General features: G+C 67.8%; 18 protein-coding genes. 6 read left to right on the forward strand and 12 right to left on the reverse strand.

From position 1 onward, the window contains the following. Positions 1-201 precede the first annotated feature (201 nt). Positions 202-477: a CBU_0592 family membrane protein gene (locus AC3A5K_RS00090; RefSeq protein WP_487615493.1), complete on the forward strand. Its 276-nt coding sequence runs from the start codon at positions 202-204 to the stop codon at positions 475-477. Positions 478-775: 298 nt separating this feature from the next. On the opposite strand, the gene AC3A5K_RS00095 is transcribed toward AC3A5K_RS00090, so the two are convergent. Further along, positions 776-1228 carry a hypothetical protein gene (locus AC3A5K_RS00095; RefSeq protein WP_487615494.1) on the reverse strand — a complete coding sequence of 151 codons (453 nt, stop codon included), beginning with the start codon at positions 1226-1228 and terminating at the stop codon, positions 776-778. A gap of 396 nt (positions 1229-1624) precedes the next feature. Between AC3A5K_RS00095 and sugE the strand changes: the two genes are divergently transcribed. Both sugE and AC3A5K_RS00105 read left to right on the forward strand, forming a co-directional pair. After that, a complete protein-coding gene (gene sugE, locus AC3A5K_RS00100) occupies positions 1625-1939 on the forward strand; it encodes a quaternary ammonium compound efflux SMR transporter SugE (protein WP_487615495.1) in 315 nt (104 codons plus the stop codon). Between the two features lie 271 nt (positions 1940-2210). Then, a complete protein-coding gene (locus AC3A5K_RS00105; protein ID WP_487616277.1) occupies positions 2211-3284 on the forward strand; it encodes a metallophosphoesterase in 1074 nt (357 codons plus the stop codon). A 103-nt stretch (positions 3285-3387) separates the two neighbouring features. Here AC3A5K_RS00105 and rnt read toward each other — a convergent pair whose 3' ends face one another. From rnt to pstS (AC3A5K_RS00140), 7 genes are all read right to left on the reverse strand, one after another. Beyond that, positions 3388-4044: a ribonuclease T gene (gene rnt, locus AC3A5K_RS00110; protein ID WP_487615496.1), complete on the reverse strand. Its 657-nt coding sequence runs from the start codon at positions 4042-4044 to the stop codon at positions 3388-3390. Between the two features lie 105 nt (positions 4045-4149). Continuing rightward, positions 4150-4854: a phosphate signaling complex protein PhoU gene (gene phoU / locus AC3A5K_RS00115; RefSeq protein ID WP_487615497.1), complete on the reverse strand. Its 705-nt coding sequence runs from the start codon at positions 4852-4854 to the stop codon at positions 4150-4152. Between the two features lie 116 nt (positions 4855-4970). Further along, the gene (pstB, locus tag AC3A5K_RS00120; protein WP_487615498.1) at positions 4971-5798 is read right to left on the reverse strand and encodes a phosphate ABC transporter ATP-binding protein PstB; all 828 of its coding nucleotides are present in this window, start codon (positions 5796-5798) and stop codon (positions 4971-4973) included. Positions 5799-5833: 35 nt separating this feature from the next. After that, a complete protein-coding gene (pstA, locus tag AC3A5K_RS00125; RefSeq protein ID WP_487615499.1) occupies positions 5834-6721 on the reverse strand; it encodes a phosphate ABC transporter permease PstA in 888 nt (295 codons plus the stop codon). Beyond that, on the reverse strand, positions 6721-7692 hold the full coding sequence (gene pstC, locus AC3A5K_RS00130) for a phosphate ABC transporter permease subunit PstC (RefSeq protein WP_487615500.1): 972 nt from the start codon (positions 7690-7692) through the stop codon (positions 6721-6723). Before pstC ends, pstA begins: the two co-directional genes overlap by 1 nt. 142 nt (positions 7693-7834) lie before the next feature. Then, the gene (gene pstS / locus AC3A5K_RS00135) at positions 7835-8926 is read right to left on the reverse strand and encodes a phosphate ABC transporter substrate-binding protein PstS (RefSeq protein WP_487615501.1); all 1092 of its coding nucleotides are present in this window, start codon (positions 8924-8926) and stop codon (positions 7835-7837) included. A gap of 231 nt (positions 8927-9157) precedes the next feature. Continuing rightward, complete coding sequence (gene pstS / locus AC3A5K_RS00140; protein WP_487615502.1) at positions 9158-10192, reverse strand: phosphate ABC transporter substrate-binding protein PstS; 1035 nt, start codon at positions 10190-10192, stop codon at positions 9158-9160. 281 nt (positions 10193-10473) lie between these two features. Between pstS (AC3A5K_RS00140) and AC3A5K_RS00145 the strand changes: the two genes are divergently transcribed. Beyond that, on the forward strand, positions 10474-11772 hold the full coding sequence (locus AC3A5K_RS00145) for a porin (RefSeq protein WP_487615503.1): 1299 nt from the start codon (positions 10474-10476) through the stop codon (positions 11770-11772). A gap of 69 nt (positions 11773-11841) precedes the next feature. Here the strand turns inward: AC3A5K_RS00145 and AC3A5K_RS00150 are convergent, their stop codons facing one another. After that, positions 11842-13074 carry a dipeptidase gene (locus tag AC3A5K_RS00150; RefSeq protein WP_487615504.1) on the reverse strand — a complete coding sequence of 411 codons (1233 nt, stop codon included), beginning with the start codon at positions 13072-13074 and terminating at the stop codon, positions 11842-11844. Between the two features lie 273 nt (positions 13075-13347). Between AC3A5K_RS00150 and AC3A5K_RS00155 the strand changes: the two genes are divergently transcribed. Beyond that, positions 13348-14934, forward strand: a complete 1587-nt coding sequence (locus AC3A5K_RS00155) for a M28 family metallopeptidase (RefSeq protein WP_487616278.1) — start codon at positions 13348-13350, stop codon at positions 14932-14934. A gap of 287 nt (positions 14935-15221) precedes the next feature. Here AC3A5K_RS00155 and nth read toward each other — a convergent pair whose 3' ends face one another. Genes nth through AC3A5K_RS00170 form a run of 3 tightly spaced genes read right to left on the reverse strand, consistent with a single transcriptional unit; the run spans position 15222 to position 17100 of the window. Then, positions 15222-15914: an endonuclease III gene (gene nth, locus AC3A5K_RS00160; RefSeq protein ID WP_487615505.1), complete on the reverse strand. Its 693-nt coding sequence runs from the start codon at positions 15912-15914 to the stop codon at positions 15222-15224. Beyond that, positions 15911-16303: a hypothetical protein gene (locus tag AC3A5K_RS00165; RefSeq protein WP_487615506.1), complete on the reverse strand. Its 393-nt coding sequence runs from the start codon at positions 16301-16303 to the stop codon at positions 15911-15913. Before AC3A5K_RS00165 ends, nth begins: the two co-directional genes overlap by 4 nt. A gap of 14 nt (positions 16304-16317) precedes the next feature. After that, on the reverse strand, positions 16318-17100 hold the full coding sequence (locus AC3A5K_RS00170; RefSeq protein WP_487615507.1) for an enoyl-CoA hydratase/isomerase family protein: 783 nt from the start codon (positions 17098-17100) through the stop codon (positions 16318-16320). Between the two features lie 190 nt (positions 17101-17290). Between AC3A5K_RS00170 and AC3A5K_RS00175 the strand changes: the two genes are divergently transcribed. Continuing rightward, the gene (locus AC3A5K_RS00175) at positions 17291-17980 is read left to right on the forward strand and encodes an FKBP-type peptidyl-prolyl cis-trans isomerase N-terminal domain-containing protein (RefSeq protein ID WP_487615508.1); all 690 of its coding nucleotides are present in this window, start codon (positions 17291-17293) and stop codon (positions 17978-17980) included. Positions 17981-18070 lie beyond the last annotated feature (90 nt).

Below are 18070 nucleotides of genomic sequence, written 5' to 3' on the forward strand. Positions count from 1 at the left end.
CCCGCGAGCACTGCGACGGTCTGGTGACGATTCCGATGCCGGGTGGTGATGCACCGGGCGGTATCGAGAGCCTCAACGTCTCGGTCGCCGCTGGCGTGGCCTTGCTCGAGGCCGTGCGCCAGCGCCTGGCCTGAATCCGCGGCTTGCCGCGGCCGGGGCATCGGCGGAAGATGCGCCGAACCTCGTCCCGTGGAGTACGCGATGGATCTGAAATGGCACCAGTGGAGCGGCATCGTCGGTGCGTTTCTCGTCGTGCTCGCGTATTTCCTGCTGCAGGTCACCCGCTTCTCGGGCGCGGGCCTGCCGTATCTGCTGCTGAACCTGTTCGGCGCCATCGGTATGGCGGTGTCGTTGTACGGTGCTTTCAGCATGCCGGTGTTGATCATGCAGTTGGCGTGGATTGCGATCAGCTTGTTCGGGATTGTCAGGACGTTGGGCGCGCGGGGGCGGATGCGCGCCGGTCTTTCATCCAGGTAATCAGTCCAGTCGACGGGCGCTGAGGCGCGTCGGGGATTATCTTCGCGTTCCGCTGGGGCGCGCGATGCGCTGAAGTACAGGGCTTTCGCCCGCTGCGCGTGCGAGTCCCTTTTGGATGGACCCAAAAGGAACCAAAAGGTCCCTTCGCCGGACGCGAGCCGACGCGATGGAGCCGCGTCGGTGCCCTGTGCTCCTCGCCTGACGCGGCACGCAGCCCAAACTCGCTGCGCTCAGACATGGGCTGCTCTTCGGCCACGCCAGGCTCCGGTGCTCGGCTCGCTTTACGGCTCGATTGAAGTCAAACGCGAGAAGCCGAAGCCGAAGCGAAAGCAGAGGCGTAGGCAGAAGCAGAGGCAGAAGCAGAAGCAGAGGCAGAAGCAGAGCGAGCCTGTAGCGTCGAGCCGAGCCGAGCCGAAGCGAAGAGGTCGAGGCCAGGTGGCACGCCATCACGCAGGGTGGTCAGCACGCGAGCGAACACCTCGCATTTCAGTGGTCCCGTGTTGCGGCCACGCACGGTTGAGTTTCCGTAGAAGCGCGCCGTCGCGCAGAAGCGCATCCAAGAAAAGCCGATCTCGTCATGCCCGCGAAGGCGGGCATCCATGGACCTTGCTGCTCGCTTTGGTCGTTGCAACTGCGGATCCGTTTCTGCCCGATCTTGCTGTTGCTGTTGCTGTTGCTGTTGGTGTTGCTCTTGCTCTTGCTCTTGCGGCGGCTCTTGATCTCGAATCGAGCCGTAAAGCGAGCCGAGCATCGCAGGGCGTCGGGGCCGAAGAGCAGCCCATGTCTGAGCGCAGCGAGTTTGGGCTGCGTGCCCCGGTGCCCGAGAAGCGCAGGGGCCCGAGCCGGCGCAGCCGGCTCGGATCGCGTCCGGCGAAGACGGTTTTGCTTACTTTTGCCAAGACAAAAGTAAGCCGCGCGACAGCGCGGAAGCTGTGCACCTGCTTTCGCAGGGATCAAGGAGTTCGAAGAAACCGACCGCGAAAGAGGAAGTCCAGCGCGAGACGCTCGCCGCACACCGCGGGTTACACCCCGGTAATCCGACTCCCCCACCCACCAGCGATAATCCCCCCACACCAGGAAGCGGGGACGACCCCGCCACTCCATTCCACATCCGGGGACGGCCCCATCGCAACGATGGAGGCATCCCATGTCCTGGATCATTCTCGTGCTCGCCGGCCTGTTCGAAATCGGCTGGGCGATCGGCCTGAAGTACACCGAAGGCTTCACCAAACTCTGGCCCACGGTCGGCACCGTTTCCGCGATGGTGATCAGCGTCGGGCTGCTGGGCATCGCCATGCGCGATCTGCCGGTCGGCACGGCGTATGCGATTTGGGTCGGCATCGGCGCGGTCGGCACGGTCATTCTCGGCATGGTGCTGATGGGCGATGCGGCGAGTCCGGGGCGACTGGTCAGTCTCGGGCTGATCATCGCCGGCATCATCGGATTGAAGCTGGCGAGCTGAGTGCACGGGCGCGCGCTGCGACAGCGGCGCGTGGCCCCCATCGCAGCGACACGTGCGCGCGATTGCTGCGCACGCGTGTCCTCACCATGCCGCGACGAATCCGGAGCCCGGTTCAGGGCGCGCTGGCGCGCGTCGGTCGCATCGTCGAATATGGCCGGCCCTACGTCGGTCCGTCACGCACGGACTGCGCCTCATTGTTCCGGGAAAGCCTGTGCTGAGTGTCGTTGCGGTCGTTCTTGCGTCCTATCTCGTGTTGCGTGTGGTGCTGGCCCTGCCGCTGTCGCGGCTTGCGCGCGCCGGCCTTGCGGTCCTGGTGTTCTGCCTCGCGCTGCACCACCGGATCGTGGCCAGTTTCGCCGGCAGCATGGCCTCGCCGGAAATTCCCAAGTCTGCCATCGCGGTGCTGGGCACGGGCTTCATCGCGCTGCTGCTGACCACCCTGTTCGTGCTGGTGCTGGACGGCATCACGCTGGGGGCGTGGGCGCTTCGCCGCCGGCGTGCGCTCGCGGTGCTGCGGCGTCCGATGCTGCGGCCGGGTCTGGCGGGCGTTGCGCTGCTGCTCTCGGCCTGGGGCACCTGGCAGGCGATGGCCGTGCCGCAGGTGCGCCAGGTCGAGATCCCGATCGCCGGCCTACCGGCCGCGTTCGACGGCTATCGCGTGCTGCAGCTCACCGACATTCACGCCAGCCGCCTGCTGACCGGCGACTGGGTGGCGCGCCTCGTCGAGGACGGCAATGCACAGGCGCCGGACCTGATCGTGCTCACCGGCGACATGGTCGACGGCAGCACGCAGGCGCGCGCCGACGACGTGCGCCCGCTGGCGGCGCTGCGCGCACCTGACGGCGTGATCGCGATCACCGGCAATCACGAGTACTACGGCGAATACCTCGACTGGATGACCGCCTTCCGCGCCATGGGCATGCAGGTGCTGGAGAACGAGCACGTGGTGATCCGCCGGGCGGATGCCGCACTGACGGTCGCAGGCGTGACCGATCCGGTCGCCGCGCGCTACGACATGCCGCTGCCCGATATCGATGCCGCGCTGGCCGGCGCCGATCCCGAGGCGCCGGTGCTGTTGCTGGAACACCGGCCCGGCGAAGCGCCCGACCGCGCGCGACGCGGCGTCGCGCTGCAGCTGTCGGGCCACACCCACGGCGGTCACATCATCGGCATGGACCAGCTGGTCAAGCGCGCGAACGGCGGATTCGTGTCCGGCCGTTACGACGTCGACGGCATGCCGCTGTACGTCAGCAACGGCGCGGGCCTGTGGCCGGGCTTCGCGTCGCGGATCGGCGTGCCGTCCGAGATCACGCTGATCACCCTGCGCGCCACGCCGGCGCGCTGACGCGGCATCGCGCGCAGCGTGGAGCTGCGCACCCGGTGCGCACGCGTTCTGCCTGGTCAGGAATCGGCTGTCGCGCGTCCCGGAGCGGCAGCGCCGGGCGGGATCACTCCGCCGGCAGCGACGACGGCCAGGCGTTGGCGATCCGGCAGAATAGCCGCGCCGTCTGCTCGGTGTCGTAGAGCGCCGAATGCGCCTGGTTCTGGTCCCACTCGAAGCCGGCCGCCTGCACCGCACGCGCCAGAACCGTCTGGCCATAGGCCACGCCGGCCAGGGTCACGGTGTCGAACACGCTGAAGGGGTGGAACGGATTGCGCTTGTGTCCGCTGCGGTCGACCGCGGCGTTGACGAAGCCCAGGTCGAAGTGCGCGTTGTGGCCGACCAGGATCGCGCGCTGGCACTGGTGGTGCTTGAGCGCGGCGCGGATGCCGAGAAAGACGTGTTCCAGCGCGTCGCGTTCATCGCGCGCCAGCCGGAACGGGTGGTGAATGTCGATCCCGGTCACTTCGAGCGAGCGCGGATCGATCTCCATGCCGTCGGCCGGCAGCACATGCGAATGCGCGGGCTTGCCGAGCACCAGTTCGCCGTCCGCACCGATGTCGAGCGGGATCGCCGCGATCTCCAGCAGAGCGTGGCGGCGCGCGTCGAAACCGCCCGTCTCGACGTCGACGACGACCGGCAGAAAGCCGCGGAAGCGGCGTGACATCGGGATGTGGGGCGTGGCCGTTTCGGCCGGTACTGCCGGCACTTCGATATCGCTCATGGCGGCAAGCCTAGCAGAGCGGTCGAGCCGCACGACGCGCGCGCGATGCGCGGAGCGCCGCGACGCGCCGGCCAACGGGCCTGGCGCGCCGCGTCACCGGCGCGCTCAGGCGACGGTATTGGTCTCGTCGCGCTTGTCGCGCGGCGGCAGCACATCGTCGCCATGCACCAGGAACCAGATGTTCTCGGCGATGTTGGTGGCGTGGTCGCCGATGCGCTCGATGTTCTTGGCCATGAACAGCAGATGGGTGCTCGGCGTGATCGCGCGCGGATCTTCCATCATGTAGGTCAGCAGTTCGCGGAACAGGCTGGTGTACACGGTGTCGATCTCGGCGTCCTGCGCACGCACGCGTTGCGCGGCCTCGGCGTCGCCGTCGCGGAACGCGGCCAGCACGTCGCGTACCTGGCGGACCGCCAGCGTGCCCAGCACCGTCAGGCCGCGGGTATGCGGCAGCGGCGGGGCGAGATTGAGCGCGGTCGAACGCTTGGCGACGTTGGCGGCGTAGTCGCCGATGCGTTCGATGTCGGCGGCGATGCGCAGCGCCGCGAGGATCTCGCGCAGATCGCGCGCCATCGGCCCGCGCAGCGCCAGCTTCATCACGTCCTGGCTGACCTCGTGCTCCAGCGCGTCGATCGCGACGTCGTTGGCGATGATCCGCTCGGCGGCCTTGTCGTCACGCCGCTCGACGACGTCCAGCGCCGATTCCAGCTGCGCAGCCGCCATCTCGCCCATGCGCAGGATTTCCTGCGTGAGCCGGTTGCGTTCCTCGTCGTAGCTTTTGACGATGTGGTCGTTCGGTTGGTTGGGCATGTTGGAGGCCGTGATTCGTGATTGGTGATTCGTGATTGGAAAAAGCGATGGCGATTCATGAGGGTGGTGCTCTTTCGAATCACCAATCACGAATCACCAATCACGCAGGTTCGGTGTCAGCCGAACCTGCCTGTGATGTAGTCCTCGGTCTGCTGCTTCGAGGGCTTGGAGAAGATCGTTTCGGTGGTGTCGTGCTCGATCAGGTCGCCCAGGTACATGAAGGCGGTGTAGTCCGAGACGCGCGCGGCCTGCTGCATGTTGTGGGTCACGATGACGATCGTGTAGTCGACCTTGAGCTCCTCGACCAGCTGCTCGATGCGGCTGGTCGAGATGGGGTCGAGCGCCGACGTCGGCTCGTCGAGCAGCAGCACGTCCGGGCGCAGGGCCACGGCGCGCGCGATGCACAGGCGCTGCTGCTGGCCGCCCGACAGGCCGAGCGCGTTCTGGCCCAGCTTGTCCTTGACCTCGTTCCACAGCGCGGCCTGGGTCAGCGCCTGCTCGACGCGCACGTTGAGCTCGGCCTTCGACAGCTTCTCGTGGTGGCGGATCGCGTAGGCGACGTTCTCGAAGATCGTCATCGGGAACGGCACCGGCTTCTGGAACACCATGCCGACCTTCGAACGCAGACGGTTCATCGGGTACTTCGGCGCGAGGATGTTCTCGCCGTCGATCAGCACTTCGCCGCTGGCGACCATCTTCGGATACAGCGCATAGATGCGGTTGAAAATGCGCAGCAGCGTGGACTTGCCGCAGCCCGAGGGGCCGATCAGCGCGGTCACGCGCTTTTCGGGGATCTCCAGCTCGATGCCCTTGAGCGCATGGAAGTCGCCGTAATGGAAATCCAGGCCGCGCGCGGCGATCTTCACCGGCGTCGGCGCCAGCGTTTCGCGTGCATGGGTCGCCAGCTGGATCCGCTGCGACGGGGCAGTGTGGAGGTCGTTCATGGACAGGTCCGGTCGGAAGAGGGTCATGGCGGGGGTCAGTCGTGGACGACCCGTTTGCGCAGCAGGATCGCGCGGGCGAGCAGGCTGACCACCAGCACGAAGCAGGTCAGCACCAGGGCACCGGCCCAGGCCAGCTGCTGCCAGGATTCATAGGGGCTGCCGGCGTACTGGTACATCACCACCGGCACACTGGCCATCGGCTGCATGATGTTGTTGTTCCAGTACTGGTTGCCGAATGCGGTGAACAGCAGCGGTGCGGTTTCGCCCGAGATGCGGGCCAGCGCCAGCAGGATGCCGGTGACGATGCCGGCCGATGCGCTGCGGTAGAGCACCTGCACGATGACCTTCCAGTGCGGCACGCCGAGCGACAGCGCGGCCTCGCGCATCTGCGTGGGCACCAGCTGCAGCATTTCGTCCGTGGTGCGCACCACCACCGGCAGCACGATGAAGGCCAGGGCGATCGCACCGGCCAGCGCCGAGAAGCGGCCGCCGGTGGTCATCACGAACGCGGTGTAGACGAACAGACCCAGCACGATCGACGGCGCGGACAGCAGGATGTCGTTGATGAAGCGCACGACCGTGCCGACCTTGCGGGCGCGGCCGTATTCGGCGAGCCAGGTGCCGGCGGCGACGCCGAGCGGCGTGCCGATGGCGATCGCCATGCCGCACATCACCGCGCTGCCGAAGAAGGCGTTGAGCAGGCCGCCTTCGACCATCGGCGGCGGGGTCATCTGGCTGAACAGCGCCCAGTTGATGCCGCCCGCGGCCTTGGACACCAGCGTCCACAGGATCCAGCCGAGGAAGAACAGGCCGAAGGCGGCCGTCAGGCAGCCCAGCAGGATGGCGATGCCGTTGACGATGCGGCGACGGCCGTAGAGGCGGTCGGCGATCTGGCGCTCGCGTTCGGTGACGACACTGCCCATCACTTGCCCTCCTTGCGGGCGAGTTGCATCAGCATCAGGCGGGCGATCGCCAGCACCACGAAGGTCACCAGGAACAGCACGAAGCCGAGCAGCAGCAGCGCCGAGCGGTAGGTCTCGGTGGCTTCACCGAAGTCGTTGGCGATCAGCGCGGCGATCGTCGTGCTGGGCTCCAGCAGCGACGGCGTCAGACGCACCGAGTTGCCGATGACGAAGGCGACCGCCATCGTCTCGCCGAGCGCGCGGCCGAGGCCGAGGAAGATGCCGCCGATCACCGCCGAGCGGGTGTAGGGCAGCACGATGTCCCAGCTGACTTCCCACTTGGTCGCGCCCAGCGCGTAGGCCGATTCCTTCAGGCGCGTCGGCACCGTCAGGAACACTTCCCGCATGACCGCCGAGATGAAGGGAATGACCATGATCGCGAGCACGAAGCCCGCGGTCAGCGTGCCGATGCCCAGCGGCGGGCCCCGGAACAGGACACCGATGCCGGGCACCGCGCCCAGATAGTCGTTGAGGAACGGCGTGACGTAGGTCGTCATCACCGGCACCAGCACGAACAGGCCCCACATGCCGTAGATGATCGACGGAATGCCGGCCAGCAGTTCGATGGCGGTGCCCACCGGGCCGCGCAGCCAGCGCGGTGCGACCTCGGTCAGGAAGAAGGCGATGCCGAAGCTCACCGGTACCGCGATGACCATCGCGATCAGCGCGGTGACCACGGTGCCGAGAATCGGCACGAGGGCGCCGTAGCGGTTCTCGACCGGATTCCAGTCGGCGCTGGTGAAGAAGGACAGACCCTGGGTGGCGAGCGCATCGCGGCCGCCCCACAGCATCGACAGTGCGGCACCGGCCAGGGCCAGCATCGCGAAGACCACGGTGGCCGACAGCGCGAGCCGGAACAGACGGTCGTTGCGCGCGTCGCGGATGTCGCGTTGCCGGGGTGCCGGCGTGGCGGTGAGGGTGGCGGCGGTCATCGGTTCCCGGTCTTCAGCCCGTAGGTCCCGCGTAAACGGGATGTGGGCTCACATGCGTGGTGGGATGGATCGGGCGGCGTGTGGCCGCCCGGGGCGCGCGGATGACGCGATGGGCCACGCGCGATGCGCGTGGCCCCTGGCATCACTGGAACTCGGAGGCCCAGTAGGCTTCGATCTGCTGCACCAGCTCCGGCGGCAGCGGCACGTAGTGCAGTTCGCTGGCCTGGGCCTGGCCCGACTCGAACGCCCACTTGAAGAAGTCACGGGCGGCCTGGCTGCGCGCGGCGTCCTTCGGCTGCTTGTGCATCAGCATGAAGTTGGTCGCGGTGATCGGCCACGCCTCGGCGCCGGGCGCGTTGGTGATGACCAGGTTGAAGTCCTGCGCGCTCGCCCAGTCGGCGGTCGCGGCGGCCGCGGCGAAGCTGTCCTCGCTCGGCTGCACCCAGTTGCCGGACGCGTTCTGCAGCGACGCGTAGGGCATGTTGTTCTGCAGCGCGTAGGCCAGTTCGACGTAACCGATCGAACCCTTGATCTGCTGCACGTACGAGGCGACGCCTTCGTTGCCCTTGCCGCCCACGCCCGACGGCCACTGGACCGAGGTGCCTTCGCCGACGGTCGACTTCCACGACTCGCTGACCTTCGACAGGTAGTTGGAGAAGTTGAACGTGGTGCCCGAACCGTCCGAGCGGTGGACGATGCTGATCTTGCCGGCCGGCAGGGTCACGCCGGGGTTCAGCGCGGCGATCGCCGGATCGTTCCAGGTGGCGACCTTGCCGAGGAAGATGTCCGCCAGCAGCGAACCGGTCAGCTTCAGCTGGCCCGGCTGCAGGCCGTCGACGTTGAGCACCGGCACCACGCCGCCGATCGCCGACGGGAACTGGCCCAGGCCCGCGGCCTGCAGCTCGGCGCTGTCGAGCGGCTTGTCGGACGAGCCGAAGTCCACCGTGCCGGCCTTGATCTGGGCGATGCCGCCGCCCGAGCCGATCGACTGGTAGTTGACGCGGTTGCCGGTGGCGGCGTTGTAGTCGGCCGACCACTTGGACACCAGCGGGAAGATGAAGGAGGCACCGGCGCCGGAGATGTTCGCGGCGACGCGATCGCCTGCGCCCTGGCCCTGGGCCGGAGCGCCATCGGCGGACTGCGCGGCAGGCGCGTCGGTGTTGCCGCCGCAGGCGGCGAGGAAGATCAGGGAAGACAGCGCCAAGGCGCAGATGCGGACCGGGTGACGGGTCATGACAACTCCATGTGGGTACGCGACGCCAGGCGCCGACTGGGTCCCGCCATGAAATGATGTTTTTGTTACACCCGTATGACGGTGGTCGTCCGAACCCGTGACATGGCCTCTGTGGCGCGGCCGGCGGCCCAAAAAAAAGCGGGCCCGAAGGCCCGCGCAGGATGCTGCTGCAGTCGACGGGCCGGCCGGGGAGAGGACGGCCGGCCCGTCAGGTCACAGGGGCGTCCCGGTTCAGTAGCGGGCGTTCTCGGCCCAGTAGCGCTCGATCTGCTGCACCAGCGGCGCCGGCAGCGGCACGTAGCCCAGCGCACGCGCCTGCTCGCCGCCGTTGGCGTACACCCAGCGGAAGAAGTCCTGGGCGTTCTTGGCGCCGGCGCGATTGCGCGGCTCGCGGTGCATCAGGATGAAGTTGGTCGCGGTGATCGGCCAGGAGTTCTCGCCCGGCGCATTGGTCATGACCAGGTGGAAATCGCGGCTCGCGGCCCAGTTGGCGCTGGCGGCGGCGGCCGAGAAGGTCTCTTCGCTCGGATTGACGAAGTTGCCGGCGGCGTTCTGCAGGCGCGAGTAGGCCAGGCGGTTCTGCAGCGCGTACGACAGTTCGACGTAGCCGATACCGCCCTTGATCTGGCGCACATACGCCGCGACGCCTTCGTTGCCCTTGCCACCGATGCCGACCGGCCACTTGACCGTCGTGCCTTCACCGACGCCGTTCTTCCAGTCCGGGCTGACCTTGGACAGGTAATTGACGAAGTTGAAGGTGGTGCCCGAGCCGTCCGAGCGGTGGACCACGGTGATGCGCGCGTCGGGCAGGGCGATGCCGCCGTTGAGCGCCACGATCGCCGGATCGTTCCAGCGGGTGATGTTGCCGAGGAAGATGTTGGCCAGCGTCGCGCCGTCGAGCTTCATCGCGCCGGCGGCCACGCCTTCGATGTTGACGATCGGCACCACGCCGCCGATCACCGACGGGAACTGCACCAGACCCGACTTCTGCAGGTCGGCCGGGGGCAGGGGGGCGTCGGACGAGCCGAAGTCGACCGTGCCGGCCTTGATCTGTGCGATGCCGCCGCCCGAACCGATCGACTGGTAGTTGATCTGCTTGCTGGTGGCGGTGCGGTAGTCGGCCGACCAGCGGGTCATCGCCGGATAGACGAAGGAGGCGCCGGCGCCGGTGACGTCGTTCGCCTGGGCGGTGGTCGCGAACGTGGTCGCGAGCAGCGTGGTCGAGATGACCAGCGTGGCGACCCGGTGCTTCAGTAGTGCGTGCATTGGAATCCCTGGAGTGAGACGGCAGCCGCCGCCGTGCGCCGTATTTCACGCAGCGCACATGACAACCGCGCGTCAGCCCGATGACCACGCGGTGACGCGTGCCGATGGGCGTTGCAGCCGCGGCAACGGCGCACGTGTCATCGGACTGTCATGTCGATGCCATCGCACTGTCAGCAACGCTGCGCAGGCTGCGCACCTGTCGCTAACGGGCGCTTAACACCAGGGCCGAATCCAGGCCCACGCGCGGCGTGCGATCCACCTCATCTCACGGGAATCCACCAATGCGTCATTCCATGCTGGCCGCGTCCATCGCACTTGCTGTCGCGTCTGTCTCGTTCTCCGCCGCCGCCCAGAGCCAGAATGCCGAAGTCGCCGCGCTGCGCGCGCAGCTGGCCGAAATGCAGGCCAAGATCGACGCCCTCGAAGTGCGTACCGACGCGCAGTCCGACATCAACATCGGTACCCAGGAAAGCCTGGACAAGATGGCGACCACGATGCCGGTCGTCGACACCAAGGGTGGCCTCAAGGTGACGTCCGCCGACAAGCAGTTCGAGTTCTCGGCCGGCGGCCGCATCCACTTCGATGCCTACGCATTCGACCGCGACCTGCAGCCGAGCACCGGCACCACCGAATTCCGCCGCGCGCGCCTGACCCTGCAGGGCAAGGCCTACGGCTGGGAGTACAAGCTGGAGCAGGACTTCAGCGCGGGCAGCGGCCTCGACGGTTTCCGCGACGTCTACATCGCCCGTTCGGCGCTGGGCGGCAAGTTCACCATCGGTCACTTCAAGCCCTACCGCTCGATGGAAGAGCTGACCAGCTCCAACGAGATCCTGATGATGGAGCGTCCGTTCTCCACCGCGACCGGTCTGTTCAACGGCCGCCAGTTCCAGCAGGGCGTGGGCTACATGCGCGCCGACGGCAACTACACCGCGGGCCTGTCGGTGTTCAACCTGCGCAGCGCCTCGGGGGTCCGCAACGAAGGCGTCGGCGCGGCCGGCCGCGTTACCTTCGCACCGATCAACACCGCCGACAGCACGCTGCACTTCGGCGGCTGGGCGAGCCAGGAAAACCTCAACCAGGGCTCGGCCGACTTCACCGCCGCCGCCAACTACGCCGGCCGTCGTGGCCCGGCGCAGACCATCGCCACGACCACCGGCGCCAGCCGCAACCAGGTCACCGCGGTCGGCGTCGAAGCGGCCGGTTCGTTCGGCCCGCTGTTCTTCCAGGCCGAATACGCCAACGCCACCTACGGCCGTCCGCTCGGCGGCGACCAGGATCTGGCCACGTGGTACGTGCAGGGCAGCTGGCTGCTCAACGGCGGCCACAAAGCCTACAAGCCGGCGAACGGCATCTTTGCCTCGCCGAAGGTCGCCGACAAGGGCCTGTGGGAGCTGACCGCGCGCTACGACACGATCGAGAACAAGGACATCTCCAACATGGATGTCAGCAGCTGGATCGTCGGCATGAACTACTACGTCAATCCGAACCTGCGCTTCATGTTCAACTACACGAAGGGCGACAACACCTTCAACGGCGACGAGACCGGCCAGTACGCGCTGCGTACCCAGTTCTCGTTCTGATCGAGGCGACACCTGTCACCGGAAGGCCCGCGGCGATTGCCGCGGGCTTTTCGCGTTCAGGGCGTCCGGTCAGCGCGCCCCGGGGCTCGCCGGATCGGCAAGCGCCTGCGCCTGGCGCAACACGCGCAGCAGGTTGCCGCTCCACATCGCCTCGATCTGCGCTTCGGTGTAACCGGCGTCGAGCAGGCGCGCGGTGATCTTCGGCAGGTCCGACACGTCTTCCAGTCCGACCACGCCGCCGCCACCGTCCCAGTCCGCGCCGAAGCCGACATGCTCGGGTCCGGCCACTTCGATGATGTGCAGGATGTGGGCGAAATAATCGTCCAGCGTGGCTTTCTTCAGGCCGTGCTTCGCGTCGAGCTCGCCGCGCAGGCGGTCGAACTCGACATAGTTGGCCTCGCTCAGATTCGCGCGGCCGCCGAAGCGTTCGTACAGGGCGCGCAGCTCGCTCTGGTAGGCGGGCGTCGCGCCGGTATCGATCAGATAGCTGCCCAGCGAGTTCACCAGGATCACGCCGCCGTGTTCGGCCAGGGTGCGGATGCGCACATCGTCGATGTTGCGCGGGTGCTCGTGGACCGCATCCGCGCCGGTGTGGCTGAGGATGATCGGCGCCTTGGACAGTTCGATCAACTGGTCGAACACCGTGTCCGACGCATGCGAATGGTCGAGCACGATGCCCAGCCGGTTGGCCTCGGCGACGAGCGCGCGGCCCTTGTCGCTGAGCCCGTTCCATTCCGGCGGCGTGCTCGCCGAATCGGCGAAATCGTTGTTCGACGTGTGTACCAGCCCGAGCACGCGCACGCCGAGGCGGTGATACAGCGCCAGCAATGACGGATCGGCGCTCAACGGCGACGCGTTCTCGATGCTGATGTAGACCACGCGCTTGCCGGCATCGCGGATGCGGGGCGCGTCGTCGGCGGTGAGCGCGAGTTCGAAGGTGTCGGGGTGGGCGGCCAGCAGCTCGCGGATTTCGACCAGCCGCACCAGGCCCGCGTCACGCGCTGCGCGGTCGTCCTCGGGCGTGCGTCCGCGCTGGCCGGTGTAGATGACCCACAGGCCGCCGTCGAGGCCGCCTTCGATCATCTTCGGCAGGTCGACCTGGCTGGCGGTCGGCGGCGTGTCGTTGCGCTGGAGAATGTCCCAGCCGTCGCGGCCGAAGAAGCTCGGCGTATCGAGATGGCTGTCGAGGGTGAGGATGCGCTCGTGCAGGGCGCGGGCTTCGGCGGAGACGGTGTCGTCGGCCAGCGCGGGCGCGCAGGCGAGCGACAGGGCGAGGGCGAGACCGGACAGCAGTGGTTTCATACGGGCGCGTCGGGGATGGGGCCGCCCCGATGGTCGCATCCCGCGCCATCGCGGTGCAGGCAGTAACGGACCGGCGACATGCCGAGGCCGCCCGGTCAAGTGCCGTCATGCACCCGTCCCGCGCCGTGGGCACCCGGTAGCATGGACGGCTGCGCCGCGGCACACGGGCGCTGTCACCGGTCTGCCGAGCATCGCGGGCCCACCGTTCCGATCTGTCCGGGGAGTTCCGTGAGCAAGCCGCAATCCAAGCGTATCCGCCTGCTGCAGGCGGCCATGGCCGCCGTCGTCCTGGTGCCGGGCCTGGCCTTCGCCCAGACCGTCGAACCGGTCGATCTCGATGTCGTCGCCCAGATCCGCCACGAGGCCTTCAACCGCTCGCAGGTCGCGGCCAATCTCAAGGAACTGACCGAGACCATCGGCCCGCGCCTGACCAATTCGCCGGCCTATGTGCGTTCAAGCGAATGGGCGCGCAACAAGCTGACCGGCTACGGCCTGACCAACGTGCGCGACGAGGTCTACGACGAGGCCTTCGGCCGCGGCTGGGAATTCCGCGCCTCGCGCGTCGAACTGCTCACTCCGCGCGAATTGCCGATCCACGCGCTGCCCAAGGCGTGGACGCCGGGCACCGACGGTCCGGTCGAGGGCGAACTGGTGCTGGCCTCGTTCAAGACCCTCGAGGACATCGAAAAGCAGCGCGGCAAGCTGGGCGGCCGGATCGTGCTGCTGGACGAGGCGCGCGCCTACAAGCCTTCCGACCGGCCTGACTTCCGTCGCCATACCGAAGAGGATCTCGGAGAACTGCAGACCTTCCCGGTGCCGCAGGACGCCGACCCGGCTGCGCAGGACAAGCGGCTGGACGAGTACCGCAAGCGCCAGGCGCTGGTGCGCGCGCTGAACACCTTCTTCGCCGAGGAAGGCGTGCTGGCGACGCTGTCGATCAGCTCCTGGGACAACGGCATCGTCCGTGTGATGGGCGGCGGCGGGCGCAAGGCCGGCGATCCCGAAGGCGTGCCCGACCTCGTGGTCGCGGCCGAGCATTACAACCAGCTGGTGCGCGCGGTCGAACGCGGCCAGGCGCCGCGCCTGCGCGTCGACGTCGATACACGCTTCACCAGCGACACCGACCTGCCGGCCACCAACACCTTCGCCGAATTGCGCGGCAGCTCGAAGGCGAACGAGACCGTGATCATCGGCGCGCATCTGGACTCGTGGCACACCGGTACGGGCGCGGCCGACAACGGCGCGGGCGTGGTCGTGATGATGGAGGCGATGCGCATCCTGAAAGCAATCGACGCGCGTCCGAAGCGCACGATCCGCATCGCACTGTGGGGCGGGGAAGAACAGGGCCTGCACGGCTCGTCGGGCTACGTCGCCCGGCACTTGGCCGACTGGCCCGCGCCGACCGATCCCGAACAGCAGGCATTGCCGCGTGCGTTCCAGCGCGGCACCGGCCCGCTGCAGCGCCGCGCCGGCTACGACCGCTTCTCGACCTATTTCAACTTCGACAACGGCACCGGCCGCATCCGCGGCATCTACGCCCAGGAAAACCACGCCGCGGTGCCGGTCTTCCGCGCCTGGCTGGCGCCCTTCCACGACCTCGGCGCGACCATCGTGACCACGCGCAACACCGGCTCGACCGACCACATCGCCTTCGACCGCGTCGGCCTGCCGGGCTTCCAGTTCGTACAGGACCCGGCCGACTACTTCAGCCACGTCCACCACACGCATCTCGACACCTACGACCACGTGGTGCCCGACGACCTGAAGCAGGCCGCGGCGATCATCGCCTCGTTCGCGTACCACGCCGCCATGCGCGACGAGCGCCTGCCGCGCAAGCCGTTTACGGATCGGGACGAGTGATGCGGTTCAAGCGCGACGGCGAGCGTGCCGTCGCGTGTGTCCATCAGCCAGCAAAAAGATCCCAGGGCTCGTCATTCCCGCGCAGGCGGGAATCCATGGAGCTTTACCTCGAAGTCTCGTGTGTACAGGCATTACAGTCCCGCCGACACACGCTGGCGGAATGACCCTCGATTAGCGCGGCCTCAACGTCCATGGATTCCCGCCTGCGCGGGAATGACGGTCGGAAAGATTCTGCGGGCGTTACGGTTCTTGCGTGCTTTCATGTCAGCAACGACGCAAGCAGATGCCTAACCCGTCGCCCCGGGCGTCTTGTCCTTGAATCGGCACAGATCCCGCACCACGCACTTCGGGCAGTCCGGCTTCCGCGCCTTGCAGGTGTAGCGCCCGTGCAGGATCAGCCAGTGGTGTGCGCCGAGCAGGAATTCTTCTGGCACCACGCGCATCAGCCGGTCTTCGACCGCGCGCACGTCCTTGCCCGGTGCGAGCCCCGTGCGGTTGGACACGCGGAAAATATGCGTATCCACCGCGATCGCCGGTTCGCCGAACACCGTATTGAGCACGACGTTCGCGGTCTTGCGGCCGACGCCCGGTAGGGCTTCCAGCGCGGCGCGGTCGTTCGGCACCACGCCGCCGTGCTGCTCGACGAGGCGGCGGCAGGCGGCGATGACGTTCTTCGCCTTCGCGTTGAACAGGCCGATCGTCGAGATGTGCCGCTTGAGCGCGTCCTCGCCGAGATCGAGGATCGCTTGCGGCGTGTTGGCGATCGGGTACAGGCGCCGCGTGGCCTTGTTGACGCCGACATCGGTCGCCTGCGCCGACAGGATCACCGCGATCAGCAGTTCGAATGGCGTGGTGTACTCGAGTTCGGTCGTCGGCTCGGGATCGAGCTCCCGCAGGCGGGCGAGGAATTCGTGGATCTCCGCACGCGTCATCGTCGGGCCGCGCCGTTTCGGCGCAACGGTGCTCTCCGGCGTGTTCACGACGCGCCGCCCGTCGCGCGTGCCTTGGCGCGGGCGAGGATCGCCGCAGCGCCCGAGGGCAGGGCAGGACGTACCGGCGCGGCATCGTCTGCGGCTGGCACCGACGCGGGCACGCGTCGAGCGGCCTCACGGGCCTCGGCCCGCCGTGCAAGCCGCGCATTGCGCGCCTCGTAGCGCGCACGTGCGTCCCATGCGGCACGCAGTCGTGCGCGTGTCGCGAGCAGCAACCCGCGCGCTTCGGCTTCGAGGGCGTCGGCGCAGGTGTCGGGCCACGCATCCATCAGCCCGGCCTCGATCGCGGCATCGAGGGCGTCTTCGCGCAGCAGCGCGACGAGGCGTTCGAGGGTATCGGGGGGCGGGGCGCTGGCGTCGGGCTGGCGGTGCGGCATGGCGTGCGTACGCCTCAGCGGTTCTGGAACTCGGGCTTGCGACGTTCGAGGAAGGCGCGCGTGCCTTCGCGCATGTCCTCGGTCGAGAACGCCAGGCCGAACTGCGCGGCCTCGTATTCCAGACCTTCGCCGAGTGCGCTTTCGCCGCCGATGTTGATGCAGTCGAGGATGCCGCGCAGCGCCAGCGGGGCCGCATTGGCCAGCTGGTTCGCCAGCGCCATCGTCGCGTCCGCCAGTTCCGCTGCCGGCACCACGCGGTTGACGATGCCCAAGGCCTGGGCGCGGGTCGCATCGATCGGGGTGCCGGTCAGGCACAGCTCCAGCGCCGCAGCACGTCCGGCCAACCGCAGCAGGCGCTGGGTGCCGCCGAAGCCGGGAATCAGGCCGAGATTGATCTCGGGCTGTCCGACCTTGGCGGTGTCGGCGGCGATGCGCAGGTGGCAGCACATCGCCAGTTCCAGACCGCCGCCCAGCGCGAAGCCGTTGACCATCGCGATTACCGGCTTGGGCAGAGTCTCAATCCGGCGCATCATCCGCTGCCCGCGCAGCGCGAAATCGCGGCCTTCGACCGGGCGCAGGGCGGTCATCTCGGCGATGTCAGCCCCGGCGACGAACGCCTTGGGACCGGCGCCGGTCAGCACCACCGCACGCACCGACGGCGCGTCGGCCGCCGCATCGAAGGCGACATGCAGCGCATCGAGGGTCGCGGAGTCGAGCGCGTTCAGCTTGTCGGGACGGTTGACCGTGATGATGCGCACGGCGCCCTGGTCTTCGATCAGCAGGGGAGAATCGGACATCGGAACAGCAGCCTCCAGGCGCATGTCCGCGGCGGCGTGGAACTTGCCAGGCCGCGCGCGGTCGGATAGGGAAGTCGTCAGTGGCGGTTAAGCCCTGCGACCGCTATCCTAGCGCGTCAAGATGGGGCGGTTCGACCGCCCTTTCTCGCGACAGGCGATATCGAAATCTGACCTAGCGGAGATCCACGGAATGAAGTTGCGTTTTATTGCGGTCGCAATCGCGGCCACCACGTTCAGCGGCGCGGCGTTCGCGCAGCAGGCCGCTGCACCCGCAGCCGGTAACGACAGGACCACGCTGAGCTACGCGTTGGGTTTCGATCTGGGCAACCGCCTGGCCGAGACGGGCGAGTCAGTCGACGTCAACACGATCATCAGGGGTCTGCAGGACGGTCACGGTCGCAAGGACCCGACCTACACCCCCGAGCAGATGGGCACCGCCTACAACGGCTTCCAGCAGCGCATGCAGCAGAAGATCGTGGCAGAGCGTCGTGCGGCCCTGACCGAGAATGAAGGCAACGCCACGGCGTTCCTCACCGAGTACAAGGCGCGCGAAGGCGTGGTCTCGCTGCCGAGCGGCGTGATGTACCGCGTCGTCGAAGCCGGTGCAGGCGCCAAGCCGACGGCAGCCAGCCAGGTCGAGATCGCCTATCAGGCGCTGGTCGTGCCGGTCGGCATCGGCCTGAGCTCCGACGACAAGACCGAGCCGTTCCGCGTCTCGGAATCGCCGGTGGCGGGTCTGCGTGAAGTGCTGCCCCTGATGCCGCTCAATGCGGTGTACGAGGTCGTGTTCCCGCCGGGCCGTTTCGTGACGGGCGAGAACACCCAGGAAATCGCACGCCAGCCGGTCGGCGTGATGGTGAAGCTGCTCAGCGTCCGCTGATCCGCGTCACCGCGAGTGGTGCCCTGCGCCGACGTGCCCTGCACGTCGGCGCAGTCGTTTCCGACATCCGCACAAGACGCCACGCGTCAC

This window comes from Luteimonas sp. Soil_C_5, from assembly GCF_057656615.1.